General features: G+C 71.8%; 22 protein-coding genes and 4 tRNA genes. 14 read left to right on the plus strand and 12 right to left on the minus strand.

The genetic code is table 11. The features are described from left to right. Window positions 1-46: 46 nt before the first annotated feature. The 7 genes from LZG04_RS42495 to LZG04_RS13410 form a co-directional block, all read right to left on the minus strand. On the minus strand, window positions 47-3,547 hold the full coding sequence (locus tag LZG04_RS42495; protein ID WP_233816644.1) for an LCP family protein: 3,501 nt from the start codon (window positions 3,545-3,547) through the stop codon (window positions 47-49). A 210-nt stretch (window positions 3,548-3,757) separates the two neighbouring features. Beyond that, window positions 3,758-4,621 carry a GGDEF domain-containing protein gene (locus tag LZG04_RS13385; protein WP_233816646.1) on the minus strand — a complete coding sequence of 288 codons (864 nt, stop codon included), beginning with the start codon at window positions 4,619-4,621 and terminating at the stop codon, window positions 3,758-3,760. Between the two features lie 180 nt (window positions 4,622-4,801). Beyond that, a complete protein-coding gene (locus LZG04_RS13390) occupies window positions 4,802-5,260 on the minus strand; it encodes a hypothetical protein (protein WP_233816648.1) in 459 nt (152 codons plus the stop codon). Beyond that, window positions 5,253-6,401 (minus strand): tRNA dihydrouridine synthase DusB, encoded by a 1,149-nt coding sequence (dusB, locus tag LZG04_RS13395; RefSeq protein WP_233816650.1) that lies wholly within the window; start codon window positions 6,399-6,401, stop codon window positions 5,253-5,255. The genes LZG04_RS13390 and dusB overlap by 8 nt, the downstream gene beginning before the upstream one ends. 51 nt (window positions 6,402-6,452) lie before the next feature. Next, window positions 6,453-6,959, minus strand: a complete 507-nt coding sequence (locus tag LZG04_RS13400; RefSeq protein WP_233816652.1) for a GNAT family N-acetyltransferase — start codon at window positions 6,957-6,959, stop codon at window positions 6,453-6,455. A 31-nt stretch (window positions 6,960-6,990) separates the two neighbouring features. After that, a complete protein-coding gene (locus tag LZG04_RS13405) occupies window positions 6,991-7,464 on the minus strand; it encodes a superoxide dismutase (RefSeq protein WP_233816654.1) in 474 nt (157 codons plus the stop codon). 294 nt (window positions 7,465-7,758) lie between these two features. Then, window positions 7,759-7,834 (minus strand) — tRNA-Lys (locus tag LZG04_RS13410). A 156-nt stretch (window positions 7,835-7,990) separates the two neighbouring features. On the opposite strand from LZG04_RS13410, the gene LZG04_RS13415 reads away from it, so the two are divergent. From LZG04_RS13415 to LZG04_RS13435, 5 genes are all read left to right on the plus strand, one after another. Next, the gene (locus LZG04_RS13415; protein WP_233816656.1) at window positions 7,991-8,848 is read left to right on the plus strand and encodes an exodeoxyribonuclease III; all 858 of its coding nucleotides are present in this window, start codon (window positions 7,991-7,993) and stop codon (window positions 8,846-8,848) included. Window positions 8,849-8,987: 139 nt separating this feature from the next. Beyond that, entirely contained in the window at window positions 8,988-10,208 is a 1,221-nt protein-coding gene (locus LZG04_RS13420; RefSeq protein ID WP_233816658.1) for a hypothetical protein, read from the plus strand. 80 nt (window positions 10,209-10,288) lie between these two features. Continuing rightward, entirely contained in the window at window positions 10,289-10,870 is a 582-nt protein-coding gene (locus tag LZG04_RS13425) for a hypothetical protein (protein ID WP_233816660.1), read from the plus strand. Further along, complete coding sequence (locus LZG04_RS13430) at window positions 10,870-12,867, plus strand: SPFH domain-containing protein (RefSeq protein WP_233816662.1); 1,998 nt, start codon at window positions 10,870-10,872, stop codon at window positions 12,865-12,867. Before LZG04_RS13425 ends, LZG04_RS13430 begins: the two co-directional genes overlap by 1 nt. Continuing rightward, entirely contained in the window at window positions 12,864-17,690 is a 4,827-nt protein-coding gene (locus LZG04_RS13435) for a DNA repair ATPase (RefSeq protein WP_233816664.1), read from the plus strand. The genes LZG04_RS13430 and LZG04_RS13435 overlap by 4 nt, the downstream gene beginning before the upstream one ends. 126 nt (window positions 17,691-17,816) lie before the next feature. Here the strand turns inward: LZG04_RS13435 and LZG04_RS13440 are convergent, their stop codons facing one another. After that, the gene (locus LZG04_RS13440; protein WP_233816666.1) at window positions 17,817-18,335 is read right to left on the minus strand and encodes an excalibur calcium-binding domain-containing protein; all 519 of its coding nucleotides are present in this window, start codon (window positions 18,333-18,335) and stop codon (window positions 17,817-17,819) included. A gap of 129 nt (window positions 18,336-18,464) precedes the next feature. Here LZG04_RS13440 and LZG04_RS13445 point away from each other — a divergent pair, with 129 nt between their 5' ends. The 3 genes from LZG04_RS13445 (at window position 18,465) to LZG04_RS13455 (ending at window position 20,712) form a co-directional block, all read left to right on the plus strand. Then, window positions 18,465-19,301: an oxygenase MpaB family protein gene (locus tag LZG04_RS13445; protein WP_233816668.1), complete on the plus strand. Its 837-nt coding sequence runs from the start codon at window positions 18,465-18,467 to the stop codon at window positions 19,299-19,301. A 167-nt stretch (window positions 19,302-19,468) separates the two neighbouring features. Then, window positions 19,469-20,296 carry a glutamate ABC transporter substrate-binding protein gene (locus LZG04_RS13450; RefSeq protein ID WP_233816670.1) on the plus strand — a complete coding sequence of 276 codons (828 nt, stop codon included), beginning with the start codon at window positions 19,469-19,471 and terminating at the stop codon, window positions 20,294-20,296. A gap of 212 nt (window positions 20,297-20,508) precedes the next feature. After that, window positions 20,509-20,712 (plus strand): cold-shock protein, encoded by a 204-nt coding sequence (locus tag LZG04_RS13455; RefSeq protein ID WP_015105489.1) that lies wholly within the window; start codon window positions 20,509-20,511, stop codon window positions 20,710-20,712. 133 nt (window positions 20,713-20,845) lie between these two features. Here LZG04_RS13455 and LZG04_RS13460 read toward each other — a convergent pair whose 3' ends face one another. Further along, window positions 20,846-21,082 (minus strand): hypothetical protein, encoded by a 237-nt coding sequence (locus tag LZG04_RS13460; RefSeq protein ID WP_233816672.1) that lies wholly within the window; start codon window positions 21,080-21,082, stop codon window positions 20,846-20,848. Window positions 21,083-21,399: 317 nt separating this feature from the next. Then, window positions 21,400-21,693: a hypothetical protein gene (locus LZG04_RS13465; RefSeq protein WP_233816674.1), complete on the minus strand. Its 294-nt coding sequence runs from the start codon at window positions 21,691-21,693 to the stop codon at window positions 21,400-21,402. A 164-nt stretch (window positions 21,694-21,857) separates the two neighbouring features. Here LZG04_RS13465 and LZG04_RS13470 point away from each other — a divergent pair, with 164 nt between their 5' ends. From LZG04_RS13470 to LZG04_RS13485, 4 genes are all read left to right on the plus strand, one after another. Then, window positions 21,858-22,103, plus strand: coding sequence for a hypothetical protein (locus LZG04_RS13470; RefSeq protein ID WP_233816675.1), 246 nt, complete (start codon window positions 21,858-21,860; stop codon window positions 22,101-22,103). A gap of 266 nt (window positions 22,104-22,369) precedes the next feature. Continuing rightward, window positions 22,370-22,442 (plus strand) — tRNA-Glu (locus LZG04_RS13475). A gap of 36 nt (window positions 22,443-22,478) precedes the next feature. Further along, window positions 22,479-22,552: transfer RNA gene (locus LZG04_RS13480), tRNA-Asp, on the plus strand. A 35-nt stretch (window positions 22,553-22,587) separates the two neighbouring features. Further along, window positions 22,588-22,664, plus strand: a tRNA-Phe gene (locus LZG04_RS13485). A gap of 43 nt (window positions 22,665-22,707) precedes the next feature. On the opposite strand, the gene LZG04_RS13490 is transcribed toward LZG04_RS13485, so the two are convergent. After that, complete coding sequence (locus LZG04_RS13490; protein ID WP_233816677.1) at window positions 22,708-23,451, minus strand: protein phosphatase 2C domain-containing protein; 744 nt, start codon at window positions 23,449-23,451, stop codon at window positions 22,708-22,710. Between the two features lie 65 nt (window positions 23,452-23,516). On the opposite strand from LZG04_RS13490, the gene LZG04_RS13495 reads away from it, so the two are divergent. Then, window positions 23,517-23,729 carry a helix-turn-helix domain-containing protein gene (locus tag LZG04_RS13495; RefSeq protein ID WP_077010893.1) on the plus strand — a complete coding sequence of 71 codons (213 nt, stop codon included), beginning with the start codon at window positions 23,517-23,519 and terminating at the stop codon, window positions 23,727-23,729. Further along, a complete protein-coding gene (locus LZG04_RS13500; RefSeq protein WP_233816679.1) occupies window positions 23,726-24,262 on the plus strand; it encodes a Clp protease N-terminal domain-containing protein in 537 nt (178 codons plus the stop codon). The genes LZG04_RS13495 and LZG04_RS13500 overlap by 4 nt, the downstream gene beginning before the upstream one ends. On the opposite strand, the gene LZG04_RS13505 is transcribed toward LZG04_RS13500, so the two are convergent. Beyond that, a complete protein-coding gene (locus LZG04_RS13505; RefSeq protein WP_233816681.1) occupies window positions 24,231-24,860 on the minus strand; it encodes a YitT family protein in 630 nt (209 codons plus the stop codon). The two genes, LZG04_RS13500 and LZG04_RS13505, sit on opposite strands and share 32 nt — an antisense overlap. Between the last annotated feature and the right edge of the window lie 17 nt (window positions 24,861-24,877).

Raw genomic sequence — 24,877 nt, forward strand, 5'->3', positions numbered from 1 at the left:
GACCCGCCCCGGTGAACCGACGATGAACCCGAGACGTCCAGTCGGCCTAGGCGCACGGGTCCTTGCCCGCGTTGACCACGGACAGGTCTTCCGGCGGCCCCGTCTTGCCCGGCTCGCTGCCCGCCGCCTGCGGCGCGCGGACCTCCTCGTCCCAGCCGGGTCCGATCAGCAACTGCACCGCGCCGGCCATGTTCGCCTGGTACTGCAGCGTCGCGCCGGCCACCGAGGACGCCAGCGTCGCCGCCGCGTCCTCACCGCCGATCCCGTACAGGATCACGGTTTTCTCGGCGGGCGGCGCGTCACCGGAGAAGACGACGTCGTAGCCGAGCTCCCGCAACGCCGCCGAGGCCCGGCCGGCCGCGCCGCCGTTGTCCGGGTCGCCGTTGCGCACCTGGATCTTGAGTCCCTTGTGGTCGACGACCTTGCCCTGCTTCGGGCCGGGCGGCGGCGCGGAAGCCTGCGTCTGGCCCTGGTTCGGGTCGGTCGCGGCGGTGTCCGGGGTCTCCTCCGGCAGCGGCGTGCCGTCGATGATGGCCTGGAACAACGCCTTCGTGTCTTCCTTCTTCAGCAGTTCCAGGTTGTCGTCGTTGGCCGTCGTCGGCCCCTCGGACGTCTCGTGGGGGATGGTCACGAACGTGACCCGGCCCGCTTCGAGGCTGCGCATCGACTGCGCCAGCGTCAGCATGTCGTTCACGCCGATGTTCTGGCCGACGGTGGAGGAGGCGAACGCGTTGAGGAACGCGTTGAGCTTGCCGGGGTTGAGCAGGATCTCCGACGACAACGCCTTGCGCAGCAACGACGACAGGAACTGCTGCTGCCGGTTGACGCGGTCGTAGTCGGTCTTGTCCTCGCCCGCGACCTTGCGCGCCCGCACGTAGTCCAGCGCCTTGGTGCCGTTGATCTCGAACCGGCCCGCCTTGTCGAAGATCACGCCGAGCTCGTCGTCCTTCATCGGCTTGGGCACGCACACCGGGACGGTGCCGATGGCGTCGACCATGCCCTTGAAGCCGTTGAAGTCGACGCTGATGAAGTGGTTGATCTCCAAGCCGGTCAGCTCGGTCATGAACTTGCTGACGCACTTGGGCCCGCCGACCGCGTACGGCTCGTTGGCCTTGACGTCCTCTTCGGCGTCGAGCTGCTCGCCGGTGTACTGGCCGGTGGAGGGATCCCACCGCTCGCACTGGGGCCGGCTGATGAGCAGGTCGCGCGGCACGGAGACCACGACCATGCGCTTTCGGTCGGCCGGGATGTGGGCGAGCATCAGCACGTCCGAGCGCGCGCCCGGCTCGAAGTTCGCGTCGCCGACACCGTCCTGCGGCTTCGCACCCGCGCGGGTGTCCGAGCCGACGATGAGGAAGTTCTCGTCGCCGAGCTGCTTCTCCGCCTCGTGCACCGCGGCCGAGTTGGAGTTCAGCGCGTCGATCTCGGTGATCTTGCTGTCGATGTAGAACATCGCGCCCCAGCCCAGACCTGTGGACACGAACACCAGCACGGCGGCGGCCAGCGAGACGACCTTGATCGTGCGGACGATCTTGCTGTGCTTGGCCGTGCGGCCGCGGCGGCGGGGGCCTTCGTCCTCGGGGCCGTCGACCGGCGAGGCGTACTCGGTGGCGTCCTCGTCGTGGTCGGCCTTCCACGGCATGAGCTTCTGGCGGCGTTCCTTGCGCAGGCGTTCCTGCTCGGCCAGTTCGTCGTGGACGGCGGAGAAGCGGGCCAGGGTGTGGTCGACCTCGCGACGCTTCTTGACGTCGTCGCTGATGGCCTCCATCTCCGTGGTCAGGCTGGCCGGGTCGATGGCCTCGCGCGGCTCGGGGCCGCCGTCGAGGCGGGCGGCGATGACGGGCGGTGCCTGCTCGGCCTCGGCGTCGTCGGCGAACCTGCGCCCGGCCACGTCCCCGACGGGCCGCGGGCCGCTGCCGTCCGCAGGGCCGTCCGCGAGGCGGCGCGGACCGTCGCCGGGTGCGACGGGCGGTACTAGGGGACCGTCGGCGAGCCGGCGCGGGCCCGGGCCGTCGACCGGCGGCACGGGCGGACCGTCCGCCAGGCGACGAGGGCCTGGGCTGTCGATGGGCGGAACCGCGGGACCGTCGGCGAGGCGACGGGGGCCTGGGCCGTCGATCGGGGGTACCGGTGGGCCGTCGGCGAGGCGGCGGGGGCCGCTGCTGTCGACCGGGGGCGCCGGGGGACCGTCCGCGAGGCGGCGCGGACCAGGACCGTCGACGGGGGGAACCGGCGGGCCGTCGGCCAAGCGGCGGGGGCCGCTGCTGTCGATCGGAGGTACCGGAGGCCCGTCGGCCAAGCGGCGGGGGCCTGGGCCGTCGACCGGAGGTACTGGGGGGCCGTCGGCGAGGCGGCGCGGGCCGCTGCCGTCGGGGCGGCGACCGGTCGGGTCTTCGCCGGGCACGCCGGGACGGGGGCCGTCCGCCGGGCGGCGACCGGGTCGGGGTGCGCCGGTCAGGTCGTGCGGGCCGCTGCCGGTGGCCGGGACACCGGGGTGCGGGCGGCGGCCGGTGTTCTCGCCGGGGCGCGGTCCGTCCGCGAGCCGCCTGCCGATGCCTTCCGCGGCCTGGCCCTCGGGGGCGCGGCGCCCGAAGTCGTCGGGTCGTTGGCGCGGTCCGTCCGCCGGGCGGCGGGGCGCGTTCTCGGGACGCGGGCGCGGTCCGCTGCCCTCGGCCAGGCGGCGCGGCGCGTCCGGTGCCAGGTCGTCGGGTCGTCGGCGTGGCCCGGTGCCCTCGGCGGCGCGGCGGGGCGCGTCGGGAGCCAGGTCGTCGGGTCGTCGGCGTTGCCCGGTGCCTTCGCCCATCCGCCGGGGCGCGTCGGGCGCGAGGTCGTCCGGCCGCGGGCGCGGTCCGCTGCCGTCCGGGGTCCGCCCGGGCGCGTCGGGGACGAGGGGCCCGCCGACGTCGGGGAGCCGTCGACCCGGCGGGGTGCCGGGGACGTCCGGGCGCGGGCGTTGGCCGGTGTTCTCGGTGCGCGGGCGGCCGTTGGCGGGGATGCGCCTGCTCGGCTCGCCGGCCGGTGCGTAACCGTTCGCCGGCGGGGGCGTGGGGCGACCGGGACGTGCCTGGCCGGGCTCCTCGGGACGGCGGCGCGTGCCGGTGCCCTCGGGGCCGGGGCGCGGCGTCCTGGTGCCGGTGCCCTCGCCGGTGGCGGAGAAGAAGTCGTTCGCGGGCGGTGCGGCGGCGCGGCGGCCTTCGGGTGGTGCGCCGTTCGCCGGCCTGGGCCGGGTTCCCGTGTCCTCGGGCGCGTGCCTGCGCGGCGGTTCCGGCGCGGCACGGCGACCGGTGCTCTCGGGCGCGTGACCACCGGTCGCGGGCGGCGCGGGTCTGCGGGGCGGCTCCGGCTCGGGCGCGGCGCGGCGGCCGGTGTCCGACGGACCGGGTGGGACCGGGCGGGGGATGTTCGTGCGGCTGTGCTGCTCCAGCAGGTCGGACACGCTCAGCCCGCCACCGTCCAGCGACCTGCGGCGACGACCGGTCGGCTGGTCCTCCTGCGGGGCCTGGTCACCTCCGGGTCCGGGGCCGCCACGGCGGGGCTCGTCGGGCACCCGGTCTCCCTTCAGCGTCGGTCATTAGTCGGTCGTCATCACGAGTTGACGACGGCAAGGACACATTGGTTGCACCAACGGCGTGTCACTTGCCTTGGCGATACTACGGATGACCGCCAGTCCTGACGACCACTCCCGGTGATACAGGGGTCGGCAGTACTCGGTTGTGCGCAGCAGACTACGTCCGAAGGGGTGAGTTGCTGTTCGGTGTCAGTAACCGACGACCCGCGATTCAGCTATACCTCGTCGCCCGGAAGCGGCACCGGCCAGGCGGACGCGGCCGTTCTCCCGGTAGGCCACGGCGTTGCGTCCTGACTGCTTGGCGGTGTAGAGCAGGCTGTCCGCGCGCAGGAGCTGCTGCTCCGGCGCGACCGGCGGGCGCGTCGGCGACCCCGCCGCGGGCGGCTCGTAGGCCAGCCCGATGCTGACGGTCACTCGCAAACCCGGCGCGAGCGAAGCCCAGGCGTGACGCTCGACACGCAGGCGGGCCGCCTCGGCGATCTCCACCGCCGGCGCGGGCTCCACGCCGGGCAGCACGAGGACGAACTCCTCGCCGCCGTAGCGGGCGCAGAACCCGCCCTCGGGCAGCTCCTCCTGCAACAGCTCGACCACGCGCTGCAACACCCGGTCACCCAACAGGTGCCCGAACGTGTCGTTCACCTGCTTGAACCAGTCCAGGTCGATCAACGCGATGGCGAGGCCGGACGTGGTGGACCCGCGCTCGGCGACCATGTCGAGCAGTCGCTCGTCCAGGTAGCGGCGGTTGTAGCTGTCGGTGAGGCTGTCGCGCAGGCTCTGCTCGCGCGCCTCGGCGTGCTCGCGGCGCAGCCGGTCGACCTCGCGGCGCAGCTGCTCGGGCACCTGCGGCGGTTCGTCCTGGTCGGCGTAGACCAGGTCGAACGCGGACCGCAGGTGCTGGTAGGCCTGCCGCCACTGGCCGCGGGAGGCGAGGAGCGCGGCGATCGACTCGTGCAGTTGCACCAGGCCGGTGCCCTCGTGCTCGGACGTGGGCAGGTCTCCTCCGGGCTGGCCGTCGTGGTCGAACTGGGCCACTTCGGGTCGCAGTGCGGTCAACGCGCTCACCTCCTTCCTTGCCAAGGTGTCGTCTGATACGAGGCGACGCTTGAGCCGGCGGGACGCGTCACAGAGGGATTTCCCTCGACTGGTTGACCGTGCACTGCTCCGAACTAGTGACATTCGGTGATCGAACTGTCACGAAGTTTGCCCAGCGTGGTCAACCGGGCCCGCGTCACCTCAATTGACGCAAGGGGCGAAGCCGTAGGCCTTGCCGTTGAGCAGCACGACGTGCTGCGAGCCGATCTGGCTGCCGATCTCGGAGCCCTCCTGCACCACGGTCAACGTGACCGCGACGACCAGCACGACCCCGCGCGGGTGCTCCTCCGTGCCGGGCGGCGTCCACGCCGGGTCCAGGCGCAGCGTCGACATCGTCGGCTGCACCCTGATCGTGCCCGAGGGCAGTTGGCAGTCCTCGTCGCGGAAATCGGGGTGCTGGGTGTCCTTGAGCAGGTCGCGCTGCTCGGACGTGCCCTGCCCGCCCGCCTCGTTGAGGTCGGCGAAGTAGCCCGACACCAGCTCGCGCTCCACGTCGGTGACCCGCAGCGGACGGGCCACACCGCTCGTCGCCGAGCCGCACCCGGCCAGCACCAGGGCGCACGCCAGCGCCGTCGCGGCGCGCGCGAGCACGTCAGCCACCCGAGTGCAGCTCGTCGGCGCCCACGGGCACGGTGGCGTCCTCCGGGTCGTCCAGCCAGCCCTCGGGCAGCACGACCTTGCCGGGCGAGCCCTGCCGGCCGCGCGGCTCGTCGGCGTTGTCGGGGAACGGCAGCGCCGGGTCGAGCCGGCCCACCAGGTCGTCCAGCTCGGTCAGGGTGGAGACCATGGCGAGGCTGCGCCGCAGCTCCGCCCCGACCGGGAAGCCCTTCAGGTACCACGACATGTGCTTGCGCAGGTCGCGCAGGCCCTTGTCCTCGCCGAGGAAGTCCGCGAGCAGCGCGCCGTGGCGGCGCAGGATCTCGCCGACCTGGCCCAGGCTCGGCCCCGGCGGGACGGGCTCGCCCCGGAACGCCGCCTGCAGCTCGCCGAACAGCCACGGCCTGCCCAGGCAGCCGCGCCCGACGACCACGCCGTCGCAGCCGGTGCGGGCGACCATGTCCAGGGCGTCGCGGGCGCTGAAGATGTCGCCGTTGCCGAGCACGGGGATGCTGGTCACGGCCTCCTTCAGCCGCGCGATGGCGGACCAGTCGGCCTGGCCGGAGTAGCGCTGGGCCGCGGTGCGGGCGTGCAGGGCGACGGCCTGCGCGCCCTCGTCCTCGGCGATGCGGCCCGCGTCGAGGTAGGTGAGGTGGTCGTCGTCGATGCCGATGCGGAACTTGACCGTCACCGGCACCCCGGCGGGTTCGGCGGCGCGTACGGCGGCCCGCACGATCTGCCGGAACAGCTGCCTCTTGTACGGCAGCGCCGCGCCGCCGCCCTTGCGCGTGACCTTGGGCACCGGGCAGCCGAAGTTCATGTCGACGTGGTCGGCCCGGTCCTCGCCGACGATGATCTTCGTGGCTTCGGACATCGACTTCGGGTCGACGCCGTAGAGCTGCATCGACCGGGGGTGCTCGCCCTCGCCGAACGTGATCATCTGCATCGTCTTGGCGTCGCGCTCGACGATCGCGCGGGCGGTGATCATCTCGCAGACGTACAGCGAGGTGGGGCTGCCGAACTCGCGGCACAGCTGCCGGAAGGCCACGTTCGTGATCCCCGCCATGGGCGCGAGGACGACGGCGGGATCGACCGGGTAGGGGCCGATCTTCAGGGGCTTGGTGGCGTGCAGCGCGGTGGACATCGCCGTCCATTGTCACCCACCCCGGCCAGTGGCCGTCGCCACACGACCGAATCAGCCGGGGTCGAGGTCGGGTCGCAGGTCCAGCGCCCAGTCGTGACACCGCATCCACCGGCCCGGCGGGTACTCGACATCGGCTTCGCCGAGCAGGGTGAAGCCGGCCTTGCGGCACACCGCGTTGGACGCCGGGTGGTCCACCGAGGGGAACGCGTGCGCCCACCGGTGCCTGCCGTCCGCCCGCGCGGCGACCACGGTCGCCCGTGCCGCCGCCGAGGCCACCCCGCGCCCCTGGAACTCGGGCAGCACGCTCCAGCCGACCTCCCACACCGCCTCGCCGCGCCACGGCTTCGTCCAGTACCCGATGCTGCCCGCGGGGACGCCGTCCACCTCGACGCGGAACATCCGGCCGTCGCCGAGCACGAGGTAGCGCCGGTGCCGGTCGGCCACCCGCTCGTCCGACTCCGGGCCACCGAGGTGCGTGGTGACCTCCGGCGCGTTCAGCCGCCGCAGCAACCAGAGGTCACCCTCGGCCCACGGGTGGATGTCGATGTGCGCGGTCATGGGCGCAGGGTGCCGGCGGGGTACGACAGCGTCAGAACGGGACGGTGATGCACCCGACCCGAGCCCCCGCCGTGCCCGCGTGACCCGGCTCGGTGTGCGTGTGCTCCTCGTGCAGCACGACCGACTGGGCGCGCCGTTCGCCGAACTGCCACGGAACCCGAGCCCACGCCTCCGCTCGGCCGTGCGAGTCGGTGGTGAAGTCGAGCCAGATCTCGTTGGACGGGTTGGCGAACGCGGGATCCGTCGCACCACCCTGGACGTGCTGGTAATGCGGCCCGGAATCCGCCGGCGCCGGTCCACAGGGGTTCACGTGGGCGTGCGCGCCGTAGTCCCGATCGGGCAGCAACCCACTGGTGCGCAACCACACCACCGTCCCGCCGGCCCCTATGGGCGCGACCACCACCTCCGCCCTGGCCCCGACGGGCACGCGCGGGTCATAGCTGGTCAGATCCCCGGACACGACGGTGAACGAGGCCGTGAGGGCGAGCGCCACAGCGAAGTGCATACCTCCTACTTATCCCCCACCACCCCCAACCGCCACCGCAATCACCCGTTCCGGTGGAGTTCCCACCCACAGGTTTTACTGACAATCCATAAAACCCCGCCACCCATTCCCGCCACTTATCTCGCAATTACGGCACACGACCAAGGACGGGCGCAGCCAACCGATCGTGGCAGGTGGACGCCAAGGCGAGCCGATCGACCAACACGACCGCCGAGCCGATCACGCCTCCGCCGACCGGACCAAGCCGGCGGCCCGAGGACGCCTGCCCGCATTTCCCATCGGAACCGATGAGTCTGGTGGGCCGCCAGGGACTCGAACCCTGAACCCGAAGATTAAAAGTCTCCTGCTCTGCCAATTGAGCTAGCAGCCCGTGCTCGACAGCTTACCGAGACCGGCGCCCGTGGTGAGCGGGGTGGTCGGGGCGGTGGTGTGGGTGGTGTCACGTTCGGGTGCGGGGGTCGGCTGGTGGGGCTGGTCAGGGGGTTGGGGATGCGTCGCGGTGGTGCGTTCGGACTACCGTGGGGTTGTGCGGGTGGCTACTTGGAACGTGAACTCGGTCAAGCAGCGGGTGCCCCGGTTGTTGCCGTGGCTCGACCAGCGGCGGCCCGATGTGGTCTGCCTGCAGGAGACGAAGTTGGCCGACGACGCCTTCGTCGCGCTGCTCGGTGACGAGCTGGCCGCTCGCGGGTACGAGGTGGCGGCGCACGGCGAGAGCCGGTGGAACGGGGTGGCGATCCTGTCCCGCGTGGGGCTCGACGACGTCGTCGACGGGCTCGCGGACGGGCCCGGGTTCCCGCACCCCGAGGCGCGGGCGGTGGCGGCGACGTGTGGTGGGGTGCGGGTGCACTCGGTCTACGTGCCGAACGGGCGGTCACCCGACTCCGACCACTACCACTACAAGCTCGCCTGGCTCGCGGCGTTGCGGGACGTGGTGGCGGCCGGGCCGCGGGACGTCGTGGTCTGCGGTGACGTGAACATCGCGCCGGCGGACGCGGACGTGTTCGACCCGGCGGCCTACGTCGGCCACACGCACGTGACCGCGCCCGAACGGGAGGCGCTGGCGGCGTTGCAGGCGGTCGGGCTGCACGACGTGGTCCGCGACCGGTGGCCCGACGAGCGGGTCTTCACCTACTGGGACTACCGCGCTGGCATGTTCCACCAGGACCTCGGCATGCGCATCGACCTGGTGCTGGCGTCGACGCCGGTGGCGGCGCGGGTGAAGGCGGCGTGGGTCGACCGGCACGCGCGCAAGGGCACCGGGCCCAGCGACCACGCCCCCGTGATCGTCGACCTGGACGAGGCGCCGGACGGGGACATCGGGCCGGTGGTGCCGCCGCCGTCCGCGCCGCGCACCCGCAAGACCGTGAAGCTGCCCCAGTCCTAGTCACCGCCCCCGAAGCGTTCGCGGAGGCGGAAAGCCCCCGACCCGGCGGCGGACGTCCGCACGGCGCTTCGGGGGATTCTCGTGGGCTGGGCGCTCGGCCATCATGTGCGCCGACCCACGACCCGGAGGAGCGGCGACGGTGACCGACCACGTGACGCAGGCGTACCTGGACGACGAGGGCCTGCACGGGGTGATGCGCCGGCTCGACCTGCCGCCCGCCCTGCGTGCCGCCTACGGCCACCGGCTGGTCGACCGGCCGTTCTTCCTCGAGGAGCACACCGCGCACCGCATCGCGGCGGACGTCATGGACTTCTTCGAGCTCCTCTTCTCCTTGCCCAAGAGGATGTTCGACGGCAGCTTCACGCGGTTCGCCGAGGCGCTGGGCATCCCGCCCGCCGAAGCCGCGATCATGGGCTCGGACCGCCCGCCCATGCACGGCCGCGCGGACATCTACCGGGTCGGCGACGACTTCCGGCTGCTGGAGGTCAACGCGGGTTCGCAGCTCGGTGGCCCCGACCTCGGCGAGCTGGCCCGCGTCATCCACGAGAACCCGGGTTTCCAGCCGTTCGTGCGCGAGCACGAGCTGACGTACTTCAACCCGGTGGAGAAGCTGCTCGACGCCATCGGCCGCGACCGCACCGTCGCGTTCCTGGAAGAGGGCGGGATGCTGGCCAGGTTCGCCAAGGGGTTCGCGAGCTTCCGCGAGACGTGCGCCCGGCTGGGCGTGGACGTGCTGCTCGGCGAGCTGGACGAGCTGACCGAGCGCAACGGTTACCTGCACCTGCGCGGCGCCCGGCTGGACGTGGCGGTCCGGTACTTCTCCGCCGCCCAGGCCGTGGGGTACGCCGACCTGCTGGCCAAGGGTCACAAGACTGAGCTGTACACGCCGTTGTCGAGCTACTACTACGGCAGCAAGTCGACCATCGCGCTGCTGTCGGAGCGCCGCGAGGAGCTGACCGACGACGAGCGGGCGTTGGTGGACCGGCTGGTGCCGTGGACCCGCCTGGTTCACGACGTGCCGCGCGACCGGCTGCGCGCCGACCGGGAGAACCTCATCGTCAAGGCGGCGGGCGGGTTCGCGGGCGCGGGTGTGCACCCCGGTTGGCTGCTGACTGACCGGGAGTGGGCCGCGGTGCTCGACGACGTGGCGGGGCAGCCGTACGTGGTGCAGGAACGCGTGCGGCCGACGCCGGACGTGGTGCCGGGCGACGACCGGCCGTGGCTGACGACGTGGGGCTGGTTCGTGACCGACCAGGGTTTCGCGGGCATGAGCATCCGGTCCATGCCGTTCGCCGACGGCGCGGTGGTCAGCTACGCGGGCAACCCGCTGACGCGGGTGTCGGGGCTGCTCGTGCACTGACCGGGGTGGTTCGACCGCGTTGCGTCATTCGCCCCTGGTGGCCGCCGGAAACGGGTTAGTGTCCCGTGCAAGGGGGGTGCATGGGGGAGTTCTTCGCGGCGTCGCTGGGATTCCCGGTCGCGGTGCTCACCGTGCCGCTGGTGATCGTGGTGGCCTACTGGCTGCTGGTCGCCTTCGGCGCGGCGGACGCGGACTGGGTCGAGCTGGACATCGGTGGCGTGCCCGCGACCCTGGGGCTGTCCCTGCTGATCGCGTTCTCGTGGTTCGCGTGCCTGGCCGGCGTGGTGGTGTTCGAGCCGCCGTCGACGCTCGCCGGTGCGGGCGTGCTCGGCGGTGCGCTCGCCGCGGGGCTGGTGCTGACCCGGCTGGTGATGACGCCGCTGAAGCGGCTGTTCCCGGCCGACCCGCCCGCGTCGCGGCTGGACTTCGTCGGCCGCACGTGCGTCATCCGCACGGGTCGCGTGACGCGGACGTTCGGCCAGGCGGAGGTCACCGCCGCGGACGGCTCGTCGGCCGTCGTGCAGGTGCGGCAGCCGGGCGAGGACCCGCTGACCGCGGGCGCCACCGCGCTGATCTTCGATTACGACGCGGACGGCGAGTTCTTCTGGGTCGCGTCCCTCGACCTCGGACACGGCCCGACTCTCACACGGGGGGACCACTGATGGATGTCATCACCACCGGGTTCGGCATTCTCGTCGCCGTCGTCCTGGTCGTCGTCATCGGCGTGCTGATCCTGGTCAGCCGCCTGTTCCGCAAGATCGACCAGGGCAAGGCGCTGATCATCTCCAAGGTGCGCAAGGTGGACGTCACGTTCACCGGCGCGGTGGTGCTGCCGGTGCTGCACCGCGCGGAGGTCATGGACATCTCGGTGAAGACGATCGAGATCCGCCGCGCGGGCCAAGAGGGCCTCATCTGCCAGGACAACATCCGGGCCGACATCCGGATCACGTTCTTCGTGCGGGTCAACAAGACCGTCGAGGACGTCATCAAGGTCGCCCAGGCGATCGGCACCGCCCGCGCCAGCGACGAGCAGACGTTGCAGGAGCTGTTCAACGCCAAGTTCTCCGAGGCGTTGAAGACGGTCGGCAAGCAGCTCGACTTCATCGACCTCTACACCAAGCGCGACGAGTTCCGCGACCGGATCATCCAGGTCATCGGCACCGACCTCAACGGCTACAGCCTCGAGGACGCGGCGATCGACTACCTGGAGCAGACGCCGATGGCGCAGCTCAACCCGTCGAACATCCTCGACGCCCAGGGCATCCGCAAGATCACCGAGCTGACCGCGATCGAGCACGTGCGCACGAACGAGTTCACGCGGCACGAGGAGAAGGAGATCACGCGCCAGAACGTCGAGGCGCGCGAGGCGATCCTGGAGCTGGAGCGCCGCCAGGCCGACGCGGAGATCAAGCAGAAGCGCGAGGTCGAGACGATGCGCGCCCGCGAGGAGGCCGAGATCGCGAAGGTGCAGGCCGAGGAGCGCCTCAAGGCCAACACCGCGCACATCCGCACGGACGAGCAGCTGGGGATCCAGACCGAGAACAAGGCGCGCGAGATCGCGGTGGCGGAGAAGAACCGCGAGCGCGTGATCGCGATCGAGACCGAGCGCATCGAGAAGGACCGGATGCTGGAGGTCATCGGCCGGGAGCGGGAGACCGAGCTGACCCGGATCGCCGCGGACAAGGAGCTGGAGGCCGAGAAGCGGTCCATCGCCGAGGTGGTGCGCGAGCGCATCGCGGTGGAGAAGACCGTGGCCGAGCAGGAGGAGATCATCAAGCGGCTGCGTGCGGTCGAGGAGGCCGAGCGGCAGCGCCAGACGGTAGTGATCAAGGCCGAGGCGCAGGCGCAGGAGGGCCTGGTCAAGGACATCAAGGCGGCCGAGGCCGCCGAGCAGGCCGCCAAGTTCAAGGCCCGCGAGGAGCTGCTGCTGGCCGAGGCCCGGCAGCAGGCCGCCGAGCTGGACACCCGCGCCATGATCCGGCTGGCCGAGGGCAAGCAGGCCGAGGCGGCCGCGACCGGTCTCGCCGACGTGCAGGTGCGCGAGCGCGACGCGGAGGCGATCGAGAAGGTCGGCCGCGCCGAGGCCGCCGTGGAGAAGGAGAAGGCGCTGGTCGCCGCGCTGGCGATCCGCGAGAAGCTCAAGGGCGAGGCGGAGGGCCTGTCCGACAAGGCGGGCGCGATGGCCGCGCTGGACGAGGCGACCCGCGAGCACGAGGAGTACCGGCTGCGGTTGGAGGCCGACAAGGAGGTCCGGCTGGCCGGGATCGACGTGCAGCGGCAGGTGGCCGAGTCGCAGGCGTTGGTGCTGGCCGCGGGCTTGGAGAAGGCCGACATCGACATCGTCGGCGGCGACAGCATGTTCTTCGACCGGATCGTCGGCGCGATCACCGTGGGCAAGCAGGTGGACGGGTTCGTCGGGCACTCCGAGGTCGCGCGGACCCTCGCCGGGCCGTGGTTGGACGGGTCGGCGAGCTTCACCGACGACATCGGCAGGCTGCTCGGCTCTCTCAGCACCGGTGACGTGAAGAACCTGACCGTGTCCGCGCTGCTGCTCAAGCTGATCAACTCCGGTGGGCCGGACGAGGGCAAGCTGCGCGAGCTGCTGGCCGCCGCGCAGCGCCTGGGCGTGGCCGAGCGGCCGGTCGCCTCGCTGTCGTGACCACGCCAGCGGACGCGGCACCGACGTTGGAGGCGGGCACCTACGAGGTGCTGCGGGCCCGGTTGGCCGAGCAGGCCGCCGGGCTCGCCCGCCGGGCCGAAGCGCTCAACGCGCGCCGGCTGGAGGTGTTCGGCAGCGCCGAGCTGAGGTTGCTGGGCACCGAGCGCATCCGCACCGAGCACAACTGCGTGCCGCGTGACGTGGTGCAGGTGGCCGGGCTGATGCTGTTCGGCTACAACGTCTTCATCGGCCTCAAGCCCGAGACGACCGTCGACGACGTGTTCTCGCTGCACCGCTTCACCCGTGACGGTGACGCGTTCCGGTTCGAGGACGCGGCCGACGACGAGCTGCCCGGCCTCCTGCGCGACCCGAGGTTCGAGCGCGACTTCGCCGAGCTGTACCGGTACTACCGCGACACGCGCCTGATCCAGCTGCGCCGGGTCGAGGGCCGGTTGCTGGCGGTGTTCCAGACCGGCGCGCGCATCGAGGACGTCCGGGTGCTGCGCTGGCGGGTCGACGTGGACGGCACGGTCGAGTACCTGGACAACCGGGGCGAGCGCGACCACGTGTTCCCGCCGTCGCACGGCTTCGAATGGGTCGTCACGGGCCGCGAGCACCACGTGCTGGGACGGCACCCGCACATCTCGATCGAGGACGAGGTGTTCGTCGAGACCATCGGCGGCGACCTCACGATCAAGGTGGAGGACAACACCGAGACCGGCGAGGGCGTCTACACCGAGCCGGTGGACGAGCCGTTGCAGTCGCTGGCCGACGGCGAGGTGCAGTACGCGCGGGTCGGCTCGCTGATCCTGCTGCGCATCCGCCCGTACAACGAGACCGCGTGGCGTCACCTGGTGTTCAACACCCGCACCCGGTCGGTGGTGCGGCTGGACGGCATCGGCCAGGCGTGCCGGCGGCTGCCCGAGGACCAGGGCCTGATCTTCCCCGGCGGCTACTACCTCGCCACGGGCGTCAGCAAGACGTTCGACACCCCGGTGGACGAGCTGGAGTTCGAGCGGGTCATCCGCTCCACCAACGGCGAGGACGTGCTGTACGTCTTCCACGCCCGCCGTGACGGCCGGTCTCTGCTGCTGCCGTACAACGTGATCCGCAAGGAGGTGGCGAACCCGCTGTCGTGCCACGGGTACTCGCTGTTCGACGACGGCACGCTGGTCGTGTTCCGCGCGATGAACGACGAGCCGACCCGGGTGCACCCGATGCAGGTGTGGCGGACGCCGTACCTGTCCGACGCCTACGCCGCCGCCCAGCCGGTGGGCACGGGGCCGTTGGAGAAGGTCGGGAACGCCGACCTGGTGCGCGGCGTCTCCGACTGCCTGTCGGTGAGCCGGGTGGTCGGCGAGATGGCGCCGTCGGTGGCGGTGTTCGAGGACCTGATCGCCTCGTGCACCAGGGTGCTCGACACCTACCACTGGCTGGGCGAGCCGGAGCTGGAGGACCTGCGCGGCCCCTTGACGCAGGTGCGGGCGACGGCCGAGCAGGTGCTGGACGAGTTCGAGGCCGTGCGGGAGCTGACCGACCGGGCGGCGGCCGCGGTGGCGGAGGCCGACGAGCGGATCGCGTCGGTGGTGCGCCGGGTGCGCGGCGAGGCGCCCACGACCGCGGACGCGTGGGTCCGGCAGTTGGCCGACCTGCGGCAGGCGCAAGGGCACCTGGTGACGTTGAAGGAGCTGCGGTACGCCGACGTGGCGCGCATCGACGCGCTCGTGGCGTCGCTGGACGACGAGCTGGGCGTCACGGCGCGGCGCGCGGTCGAGCACCTGCGGCGTGACGACGCGTTCACCGGCTACCACGAGCGGGTCGAGGCGCTGGTCGGTCGGGCCGACGCGATCGGCACGGTCGCCGAGGCCGCGCCCGTGGTCGAGGAGCTGGCCGAGCAGCAGCACGGCCTGGAGGTGCTGACCGAGGTCGTCGGCTCGCTGGACATCGCCGACGCCACCGTGCGCACGTCGATCCTGGAGCGCATCGGCGAGGTGCTGGGCGGGCTGAACCGGGCGCGGGCCACCGTGGACGGTCGCCGGCGTGCCCTGGTGGCCACCGAGGGCCGGGCCGAGTTCGCCGCGGAGTTCGCGTTGCTGGGCCAGGCGATCACCGGCGCGCTGGCGGTCGCGGACACCCCGCAGCGGTGCGACGAGCAACTGGGCAGGTTGCTGCTGCAACTGGAGAACCTGGAGTCGCGGTTCGGCGAGTTCGACGACTTCCTCGCCCGGCTCGAGACCAAGCGGACCGACGTCTACGAGGCGTTCTCGTCGCGCAAGCAGGCGTTGCTGGACGACCGCGCCCGCCGCGCGGACCGGCTCGCGTCCTCGGCCGACCGGATCCTCGCGGGCATCACCCGGCGGGTGGCGTCGCCGGCCTCGCTGGACGAGGTCAACACCTACTTCGCGGCCGACCCGATGGTGGCCAAGGTCCGTTCCGTGGCCGACGAGCTGCGGGCGTTGGGCGACCAGGTGCGGGCCGAGGAGCTCGACGGGCGGCTGCTGGCCGCGTGGCAGGAGGCGGGCCGCGCGCTGCGCGACCGGCTCGACCTGTTCGACGGCGAGACCATCAGGCTGGGCAGGCACCGGTTCGCGGTCAACACCCAGCCGGTCGACCTGACCCTGGTGCCGAAGGACGGCGTGCTGTCGTTCGCCCTCACCGGCACCGACTTCCGCTCGCCCGTGCGCGACCCCGCGTTCGCCGACACCCGGCCGTTCTGGGACCAGCTCCTGGTGTCGGAGACGGCCGAGGTGTACCGGGCCGAGCACCTGGCCACGTCGATCCTGGCCACGCACCCGGTGGACGCGCTGCACGCCGCCGTCACCGAGGACCGGTTGCCCGAGCTGGTGCGGCAGGTGGCCGAGTCGCGGCTGGACGAGGGCTACGAGCGGGGCGTGCACGACCACGACGCGGCACGCGTCCTCGACGCGGTGCTGCGGCTGCACGCGGGCGCGGGCGTGCTGCGGTACCCGCCGGGTGCGCGTGCGGCGGCGCAGCTGTACTGGGCCTCGGCGGACGAGGACGTGCGGGCCGCGTTCGAACGGCGGGCGGTGTCGCTGGGACGCGCGCGGGAGGCGTTCGGGCACACCGCGGCCATCGACGAGCTGTGCGCGGAGCTGGCCGCGGCGGCCGGCGACCCGTTGGCAGGCGAGTACCTGTTCGAGGAGCTGTGCGGCGCGCCGTTCGGGTTCGCCACCAGCGCCGGGGCGCGTGCTCTGGTCGACGCGTTCCACCGGGCGTTGGGCGGGCGCAAGGAGTTCGACGAGGACCTGTGCGCGTTGGCCGACCTCGACGTGCGACGGCGTCTGGTCCAGGGCTGGTACGAGGCGTTCCTGGGCGGTCGAGCCGATCCGGACCTGCCGGAGGCCGTGGCGCTGGAGCTGTGCCGCGACCTGCCGCGGCACGAGTCGTCGGCCCAGTTGACGACCACCGTGGACGGGTTGCTCGGCACGCACCCGCGGGTCGTGGACCGGTCGTTGACCTTCCGGCTGGACGAGCTGCTGGCCCGCACGCGCGCGTTCCGCGAGCAGCGCGTGCCCGCCTACCGGGCCTACCAGCGGCGGCGCAACGAGGTCGTGGCCGCCGAACGGGCGCGGTTGCGGCTGGACGAGTACCGGCCGAAGGTGATGAGCGCGTTCGTGCGCAACCGGCTGCTGGACGAGGTGTACCTGCCGCTGATCGGCGACAACCTGGCCAAGCAGCTCGGCGCGGCGGGCGAGGGCAAGCGCACCGACCAGATGGGCCTGCTGCTGCTCATCTCCCCGCCCGGCTACGGCAAGACCACGTTGATGGAGTACGTGGCCAACCGGCTCGGCCTGGTGTTCGTCAAGGTCAACGGCCCGGCGCTGGGCCACGACGTGACGTCGGTCGACCCGGCGGACGCGCCGAACGCCACCGCGCGGCAGGAGGTCGAGAAGATCTCGTTCGCGCTGGAGGCCGGCAACAACGTGCTGCTGTACCTGGACGACATCCAGCACACGTCACCGGAACTGCTGCAGAAGTTCATCTCCTTGTGCGACGCGCAGCGGCGCATGGAAGGGGTGTGGGACGGCGGCACGCGCACCTACGACCTGCGCGGCAAGCGGTTCGCGGTGTGCATGGCCGGCAACCCGTACACCGAGTCCGGGCAGCGCTTCCGCGTCCCCGACATGCTCGCCAACCGCGCCGACGTGTGGAACCTGGGCGACGTGCTGTCCGGGCGCGAGGAGCTGTTCGCGTTGAGCTACGTCGAGAACGCGTTGACGTCGAACCCGGTGCTGGCCCCGCTGTCCACGCGTGATCGCGGCGACGTGGAGCTGCTCGTGCGGATGGCGCGGGGCGAGGACGTGCGGGCCGACCGGCTCGCGCACCCGTACCCGTCGGTGGAGCTGGAGCAGGTGCTGTCCGTGCTGCGCAAGCTGCTGCGGGTGCAGGAGGTCGTGCTGGCCAACAACCGGGCCTACATCGCCTCGGCCGCCCAGTCCGACGCCTCGCGCGTCGAGCCGCCGTTCCGGTTGCAGGGCTCCTACCGCAACATGAACAAGCTGGCCGAGAAGGTGGTGCCGGTGATGAACGACGCCGAGCTGGCCGCCGTGATCGACGACCACTACGCGGGCGAGGCGCAGACCCTGACCTCGGACGCCGAGGCGAACCTGCTCAAGCTCGCCGAGCTGCGCGGCACCCTGACCCCGGCCCAGGCCACCCGCTGGCAGGAGGTGAAGGCCGCCTACGTCCGCGCCCGGGCCCTCGGCGGCTCCACCGACGACCCGACCACCCGCACGGTGGGCGCGCTGTCCCTGCTGACCGACCGCGTGGGCACCGCTTTGGACCGCCTGGCCGACCGCTGACCCCCGCGCGAGTCCTACCTCCAGAACGCGTGTGTCCTACGTTCAGAACGCGTGTGTCCTACGTTCGGAACGCGTGTGTCCTACGTTCAGGACCCCCGAGTTCAACGCTCAGGTCCGCGCGGGCCGTCAGTCGGCACGCTCGCACGCGATGCCGTCACGGTCGCGATCCAGGTAGTGGCGGTCCCAGCCGACCACCTCGATGCGCGTGGTCCCCTGCTCGCGCAGCCACTCGCAGAACCGCCGCACCCCGCGCGGGAACCGCCACGGCACGCACGGCCCCTCGGTCACGTAGGAGTGGTCGCAGTTCTCGCCCCACGACGGGGTGGTGGACGTGGAGCTCTCCGGCGCGCTGGGCGGCGCGGGCGGCTCGGAGGTCGTCGTCACGGCGACGGTGGTCGTGGTGGTGATCGGCGGCACGGGCCGCGGCTCGGGCGGCGGGACGACCACAAGCACCGTCGTCGGCCGCGCGATCTCCAAGGTGGTCGTGTAGGTGGCGCTGAGCACCCCCGGTTCCACCGGACTCAGCTGCACCTGCCGCACATCGACCGGTCGCGGGTCGTCCACCGTGAGCGCCAGCGTCACGAGCGCGCCGGTCGCCAGTAACAGCGCCACTCCGGCGAACGCGACACCCCTGCCACTGCTCATCCCAGCACCCGCTCCGAGGCTCCAAGCTGTCACGTGGAATCGTCCACCACGCGGAAGGTGTTACGCCCCAGCCTGTTCCGGCTGGTCGCGGGGGGTGACGGAAATCCGAGAGCGTGACACGATCGGGTGGTGGACGTCGGGTTGCTCGGACCGGGAACCGTCACGTGGCAGCTGCACGCCGACCCGGCCATGTGGGTCGCCGGCATCGCGAGCCTCTACCTCCAGTCGCTGCACCCCCGCGCGGTCGCCGCCGTGGTGCAGAACTCCAGCTTCCAGCGCGACCCGCTGGGCCGCCTGCGGCGCACCGCGGACTTCGTCGGCACGGTCAGCTACGGCTCCACCGACGAGGTCGAACGGGCCGCCGCCCGCGTCCGCGGCGTGCACCGCAGCCTGCGCGCCAAGGACGCCGACGGCCGCAGCTTCCGCGTCGACGACCCCGAACTGCTGCTGTGGGTGCACTGCGCCGAGGTCCACTGCTTCCTCACCGTGCTGCGCCGCGCCGGCTACCGCCTCACCGACGCCCAGGTCGACCGCTACTACGCCGAACAACGCCGCACCGCCGCCCTCGTCGGCCTGCACTCCGACGAGGTGCCCGGCAGCGCCGCCGAGATGGCCGACTACTTCGCCGCCGTGCTCCCCGACCTCAAGCGCACCGCGGACTCCGAGGTGGTGTACCGGTTCCTGCACCGCCCGCCCGTGGACGGCCTGCTGCGCCTCGGCCTCGACGCCTACGAGCCGCTGCTGGGCCACCTGGCGTACTCCGTGCAACCGGAGTGGGCCATCGCCCTGCACGGCCACCGCCCGTACCCCGAACCCGCCGCCACCGCCCTGCTGCGCGCCGCCCGGGCCGCCGCGCTGCTCGTCCCCGCGCCGATCCGCTGGGGCGTCCCCGAGGGTCACGTGAACAAGGCGATACGGCGACTGGGCCTGCAGGTTGCGCCGAGGCGCGCGCTGCTCCCGTCGTAGCGCGGAGTCGGCGGGCTCACAACGGGAACTGCTCCGAACGGCGCAGTGGAGTGGACCACTGCGACCTTTATCGCATCAAGAGGACCGCTCGGTTTGCTTAGCATGGCCAACGTCCGGCGCGTCGATCCGCGCCCGCGTTCCCGAGCACCCCGAGAGGTTCGCACCTCATGCTGTTCCGACGACTGCTGCCCGCGACCGCGCTGGTCACGGCCCTCTCCCTGATCGCCGCGTGCGGCGGCGCGAGCGACGACACCCTCGCCGGCAAGGCCGACGACGGCAAGCTGACCATCGGCATCCGGTTCGACCAACCGGGCCTGGGCCAGCGCCGCCTCGACGGCAAGTACGTCGGCTTCGACGTGGACGTGGCCAAGTACGTGGCCGCGCAGCTCGGCGTCGACGAGAAGGGCATCACCTGGCGCGAAGCGCGCTCCGCCGACCGGGAGAAGCTGATCGCCTCCGGCGAGGTGGACTTCGTCGTCGCCACCTACTCGATCACCGACAAGCGCAAGGAGCAGGTGTCCTTCGCCGGACCGTACTTCGAGACCGGCCAGGGCGTGCTCGTCCGCTTCACCGAGGACCACATCACCGGCCCGGAGACGTTGAACGGCAAGAAGCTGTGCTCGGTCACCGGTTCGACGTCGGCGCAGCGGGTGAAGGACCAGTTCGCCCAGGACGTGCAGCTCGTGGAGTACGGCCAGTACTCCGACTGCGTGATCGCCCTGCTGGCGGGCAACGTCGACGCGGTGACCACCGATGAGGTGATCCTCGCCGGGTACGTGGCGGAGAACCCCGAGCTGCTCAAGCTCGTCGGCAAGCCGTTCACCACCGAGCGGTACGGGATCGGGCTGGCCAAGGACGACGCCAAGGGCAGGTCGGAGGTCAGCGCGGCCATCGAGAAGATGGTCGGCTCCGGCGAGTGGCGGTCGGCGTTGGAGCGCAACATCGGGCAGGCCGGCGTGCCGCTGCCGGAACCACCCAAGGTGACGGAGAAGTAGCTGTCCGGTGGACCAATGACTTCGGGGGTGTAGTGCTGGGCGTCACCAACCGATACGCTCAGCCACGCAGGCCGTGGTTTCTGTGTTCGTGTCTCACGCTCGCGGAACGACACGCGGGCGTGCCGTCCCCACCCCAGCGGTGGGGGAAACGCCCCGGGACGGCCGGGGCTGCACGGTGCAGCCCCAAGCTTTCCTGCGATGGAGGCAGGTACATGGCACTGGGCACTGTCAAGTGGTTCAACTCCGAGAAGGGCTTCGGCTTCATCGCCCAGGAGAACGGCGGGCCGGACGTCTTCGTGCACTACTCGGAGATCCAGGGTCAGGGTTTCCGCACCCTGGAGGAGAACCAGCGGGTCGAGTTCGAGATCGGCCAGGGCACCAAGGGTCCGCAGGCCCAGAACGTGCGCAAGGTCTGATCGCGGCGATCGTCACAACTTCACGTCTTGGCACTGACGGAGCAGGCCCCCGACCGGGATGGTCGGGGGCCTGCTCGTCGATCGGGGTTCGGGCCCGGCTTCGGGGCCGGGGCGTTTCACGTGGTGCGCCGGGCTAGTAGCCGCGCTGGCGGGCTTCCCACTCCAGCCGCTGCATGACCCACTCCGTGGCCAGCGCCTGGGGCGAGGTCTGCCGTTCGGCGGCCAGCTCCTTCAGCTGCTCGTTCGCCATCAGCTGGAGGCGGAGCTGGTAGACCTGCGCGTTGCCGAAGCTGGTGCCGGCCGTCGTCTCCGCGTCCGCCGTCTCCGGGGCGAGGGCGGCCAGGTACGACTCCAGCTCCTCGTCGGGCACGGGTCCGTCGACTTCATTCGCGGGCGGGCGATGCCGGCCAGACTTCGACCGTCCAAGGGATCCAAGAGGCACGGCGACACGATAACGGTTGCGTTGCGGAGCCGCCTGAACTGTGGCCTGGGTCACAGATGTGTGCATGGAGAGGCCCCCGCGCCAGGGGGAGGAACGCGGGGGCCGGAGGGGATCTCCACAGGCGCTGACCGGGGGTGTGTCAGCAATTCGGATTGTTGCACGCGCACGTGGGCCTGGGGAGTGGGTTGACCCGAAATCTTCAGGTAAGCGATGGCCGAACCCCTTGCCCGGCCGCGCCGCCGGGACTACCCCTTCGGGGCGTCCGATCCCGCGGTGTCGGGCCCGTCGGGCGGCGCCTCCAGGTTGGTGATCTCGCCCTCCAGGCGCTGCACCAGGTCCTCCAGTCCCGCGAGCATCCCGTCCAACTGGCTCATCTTGTCGTTCATCAGCCGGTCGATGTCGGCCTCGATCGCCGACAGCGACAGGCTGCCGAACAGCTCCTGCGGGTTCGCCGCCGCGGGCCCCGCCGGGGTGGTCTCCCCCTCGGCGGGTTCATGCTCGGTGGGTTCCGGCGTCTGCCCCGGTACCGGTTCGGTCATGGGTTGCACCCTCCTCGTTCGCGACAAGCACATCACGCGGCGCTTGACACCAAGTGGCCTACACGGAAAGTGACGCTGCGTCGCCCCTGAATCACTCTCCGGGGGGCTGCGGCGGTTCGACGGGCTCGCTTAGCCTCGCGCCAACCTCAAGTCGGGGAGGCGTCATGAGCGGGTCCCTTGAAGTGCGTCAGTTCCTGTGGAACCAGGACGACACGATGTCCAGGCCGGGCGGCGGTGGGGTGCCGGCCCAGCGAACCGGTGAGCCGTCGCGGATCTCGGACGAGCGGGTGCACCGGGCTCGGCTGTCGGTGGCGCGGGGTGCCACCAGCGCCGAGGACTGCCGGTTGCTGCTCGACATGCTCGGGCTCACGCCGGGTGAGGACGGGGGCGTGCCGCCGGTCCAGCGGTAGGACGTCACGGTCACGGCCCCTTCGGGACGCGTCGTTCCCGGAGGGGCCGCCGTGTCGTCGCGGTGCTTCCGGGGCCGGCGTGACGCGGCACGTCCCGCCGACGGGCGCGTGAACGATCGCGAGCCGGGGTGGAATCGCAGGTCAACAACGTGTGCACCCCCCGTTTTGGAGGTGTGGACCCTTGTGCCCTATGCTTACGATGCTTCCACCGGACAGCGTGGAGGGCCTGGGAAAGAAGGTGGCCCAAGGGCTGCCGGAGGATTCAGGTCCCCATCGTCTAGCGGCCTAGGACCCCGCCCTTTCAAGGCGGTAGCGCGGGTTCGAATCCCGTTGGGGGCACGCTGTACAGTGAGACCGCAAGGCAGAAGTGAGCAAGGCCCAGTGGCGCAGTTGGTTAGCGCGTCGCCCTGTCACGGCGAAGGTCGCGGGTTCGAGTCCCGTCTGGGTCGCAAGGCTGTTCGGCCGCTAGGTCGAGCCGCTACCTGGCCAGGTAGCTCAGTTGGTACGAGCGACCGCCTGAAAAGCGGTAGGTCGGCGGTTCGACCCCGCCCCTGGCCACCAGATCGTTCGAGAAAGCCCCTCCGCTGAGCGCGAGGGGCTTTTCTCATTTACCGGGCGTGAATCGGATGACCGCCAACGCCTGATCGTCGTGCACTTTCGCGCGCGGCCACTTCCGGCGATCCGCGTCACCCGCTTCGGCACCGCGGATCTCGTCCAGCACGGCTTCCGGCCCTTTTTCCGACGTGATGTCCAACACGCTCTGCCAGTCGGCGAACAAGCCGTAGTCGTCCACCCCGCAGGACACGCCGTCGGTCGCCATCACCACGGCGCGGACCTCCTCGCGCGGCCACCTCGCCCGCACGGCCCGGTGCGCGGCGGCCGGTTCCGCCTCCGCCACCCACCAGCCGCCCTCGCGGTTGCGCCAGTCGGTGATCCGGTCGACCCGGCCGCGGAGGTCGCGCAGGCGGTGGTCGGCGACGACCTCGACACCCGTGCGGGTGAAGACGACGACCGGGCTGTCCGCCAGCACCAGGACGTCCACGGCGGTGTCGGTCCAGCGCGTGATCGCGACCGTGCTCGACGGCGAGTCGCCCGGGGTCAGGCCGAACCGGGCGGCCAGGCGGGCGATCGCGTCGGCCAGGTCGTCGGCCAGGTCGCCGTCGAGGCGGGTCAGCTCCTCGGCCAGGTGCCGGGAGTGCCAGCCCCCGTCGCGTTCGCGCGGGGTCGGCGAGGTGGCGCCGTCGAGCAGCACCACGGCGTTCGGCAGTCGGACGACGCGGTCCTCGGTGGGTCGCGGCAGGCCGTCACGGCCCACCCCGGGCCGTTCGGCGGTCGTGATCTCCGGCATCCCCGCCGAGCCTAGTGCGTCAACTTGGGTTGACAACCGAGCTTGTGTCAACCTACGTTGACAGCATGACGGAGGCAACCGAGCTCGCCTCGGCGGCGGGCGACCAAGACCCCAGGGTCGGGCTGCGAGCGGTGAGCGCGCTGCGCCGACTGCTCGAAACGCTCGAAGCCGTCCAGGTGCGCAACGCCCGCGCCCGCGGCTGGTCATGGCAGGAGATCGCGGCCGAACTCGGGGTCACCCGGCAGGCCGTCCACAAGAAGCACGGGGGAGACCGATGATCGGGGAACGGTTCACCAGGGCCGCCCGCGAGGCCGTCCACCAGGCCGTCGTCCAGGCCGAACGCCTCGACGCGCCCGAGATCGGACCGGAGCACCTCGCGTTGGCGCTGCTCGACGCACCGGTGCTCGCGGAGTTCTCGCTGGAGCACGACGAGGTGGTCGACGCGTTCGCCGCCGCCCGGCGCAAGGGCGGGCTCAGCGACGCCGACACCGAGGCCCTGCGGCGGCTCGGCATCGACGTCGACCAGATCGTGGCGTCGGTGGAGCGCACGCACGGCGAAGGCGCGCTGGCCGGTGTGCCGGGCCGGCGTCGGCGGCGGTTCTTCGGCAACCACCTGCCGTTCACGGCGGCGGCGAAGAAGACGTTGGAGCGCAGCCTGGTCGAAGCCCGCGACCTCGGCCACAGCACGCTCGGCCAGGAGCACCTGCTGCTGGCGCTGCTGGCCGAACGCGGGCTCGTGGCCGAGGTGCTGGGGGCGCGCGGGGTGAGCTACGTGGAGGTCAGGAAGCGGGTCGCTCGCTCACCCAGGTGACCAGGGGGAGGAACGCCTGGGTCAGCGGGCCGATGGTGACCGCGTAGAGGACGGTGCCCACGCCGATCGTGCCGCCGAGCAGCCAGCCGATCGCCAGCACCGTCACCTCGACCACGGTGCGCACCAGGCGCAACGAGGTCCCGGTCCGCGCGCAGAAACCGGTCGTGAGGCCGTCGCGCGGACCGGGGCCCAGGCGGGCGCCGATGTAGACGGCGGCGGCCAGGCCGTTCAGCACGATGCCGGCGGTCAGGAAGAGGATGCGCGGCAGCAGGTCGGCGGGGCTGGGCAGGATCGCGAGCGTGACGTCGACCGCGACGCCGATGACGATCACGTTGCTGACCGTGCCGACGCCGGGTCTCTGCCTCAGCGGGATCCAGCAGAGCAGCACCGCGACGCCGACGAGGGCGGTGATCGTGCCGAAGGACAGGCCGGTGATCTTGGTCAGGCCCTCGTGCAGCACGTCCCACGGGTCGAGGCCGAGGGTGGCGCGGATCTGCAGCGCCATGCTCGCGCCGTAGAGCCAGAGGCCCGCGAGGAGCTGCGGGATGCGGCGGACGGGCGAGACGGTGACCGGGACCTGGGTGAGTGCGGCGAGCATGTGGCCATCTTTCGTCG

Origin of the sequence: Saccharothrix sp. S26 (assembly GCF_021390395.1) — a bacterium.
In the GTDB taxonomy this organism is placed as follows: domain Bacteria; phylum Actinomycetota; class Actinomycetes; order Mycobacteriales; family Pseudonocardiaceae; genus Actinosynnema.

What these genes read in the sequence shown, in the direction of transcription:
- LZG04_RS13470 (WP_233816675.1), top strand. Translation starts at nt 21,858, where the DNA reads ATGAGCGGGTCCCTTGAAGTGCGTCAGTTCCTGTGGAACCAGGACGAC.
- LZG04_RS13440 (WP_233816666.1), bottom strand. Translation starts at nt 18,335, where the DNA reads ATGAGCAGTGGCAGGGGTGTCGCGTTCGCCGGAGTGGCGCTGTTACTG.
- dusB (WP_233816650.1), bottom strand. Translation starts at nt 6,401, where the DNA reads ATGTCCACCGCGCTGCACGCCACCAAGCCCCTGAAGATCGGCCCCTAC.
- LZG04_RS13500 (WP_233816679.1), top strand. Translation starts at nt 23,726, where the DNA reads ATGATCGGGGAACGGTTCACCAGGGCCGCCCGCGAGGCCGTCCACCAG.
- LZG04_RS13450 (WP_233816670.1), top strand. Translation starts at nt 19,469, where the DNA reads ATGCTGTTCCGACGACTGCTGCCCGCGACCGCGCTGGTCACGGCCCTC.
- LZG04_RS13455 (WP_015105489.1), top strand. Translation starts at nt 20,509, where the DNA reads ATGGCACTGGGCACTGTCAAGTGGTTCAACTCCGAGAAGGGCTTCGGC.
- LZG04_RS13405 (WP_233816654.1), bottom strand. Translation starts at nt 7,464, where the DNA reads ATGCACTTCGCTGTGGCGCTCGCCCTCACGGCCTCGTTCACCGTCGTG.
- LZG04_RS13495 (WP_077010893.1), top strand. Translation starts at nt 23,517, where the DNA reads ATGACGGAGGCAACCGAGCTCGCCTCGGCGGCGGGCGACCAAGACCCC.
- LZG04_RS13505 (WP_233816681.1), bottom strand. Translation starts at nt 24,860, where the DNA reads ATGCTCGCCGCACTCACCCAGGTCCCGGTCACCGTCTCGCCCGTCCGC.
- LZG04_RS13465 (WP_233816674.1), bottom strand. Translation starts at nt 21,693, where the DNA reads ATGACCGAACCGGTACCGGGGCAGACGCCGGAACCCACCGAGCATGAA.
- LZG04_RS13430 (WP_233816662.1), top strand. Translation starts at nt 10,870, where the DNA reads ATGGATGTCATCACCACCGGGTTCGGCATTCTCGTCGCCGTCGTCCTG.
- LZG04_RS13425 (WP_233816660.1), top strand. Translation starts at nt 10,289, where the DNA reads ATGGGGGAGTTCTTCGCGGCGTCGCTGGGATTCCCGGTCGCGGTGCTC.
- LZG04_RS13400 (WP_233816652.1), bottom strand. Translation starts at nt 6,959, where the DNA reads ATGACCGCGCACATCGACATCCACCCGTGGGCCGAGGGTGACCTCTGG.
- LZG04_RS13490 (WP_233816677.1), bottom strand. Translation starts at nt 23,451, where the DNA reads ATGCCGGAGATCACGACCGCCGAACGGCCCGGGGTGGGCCGTGACGGC.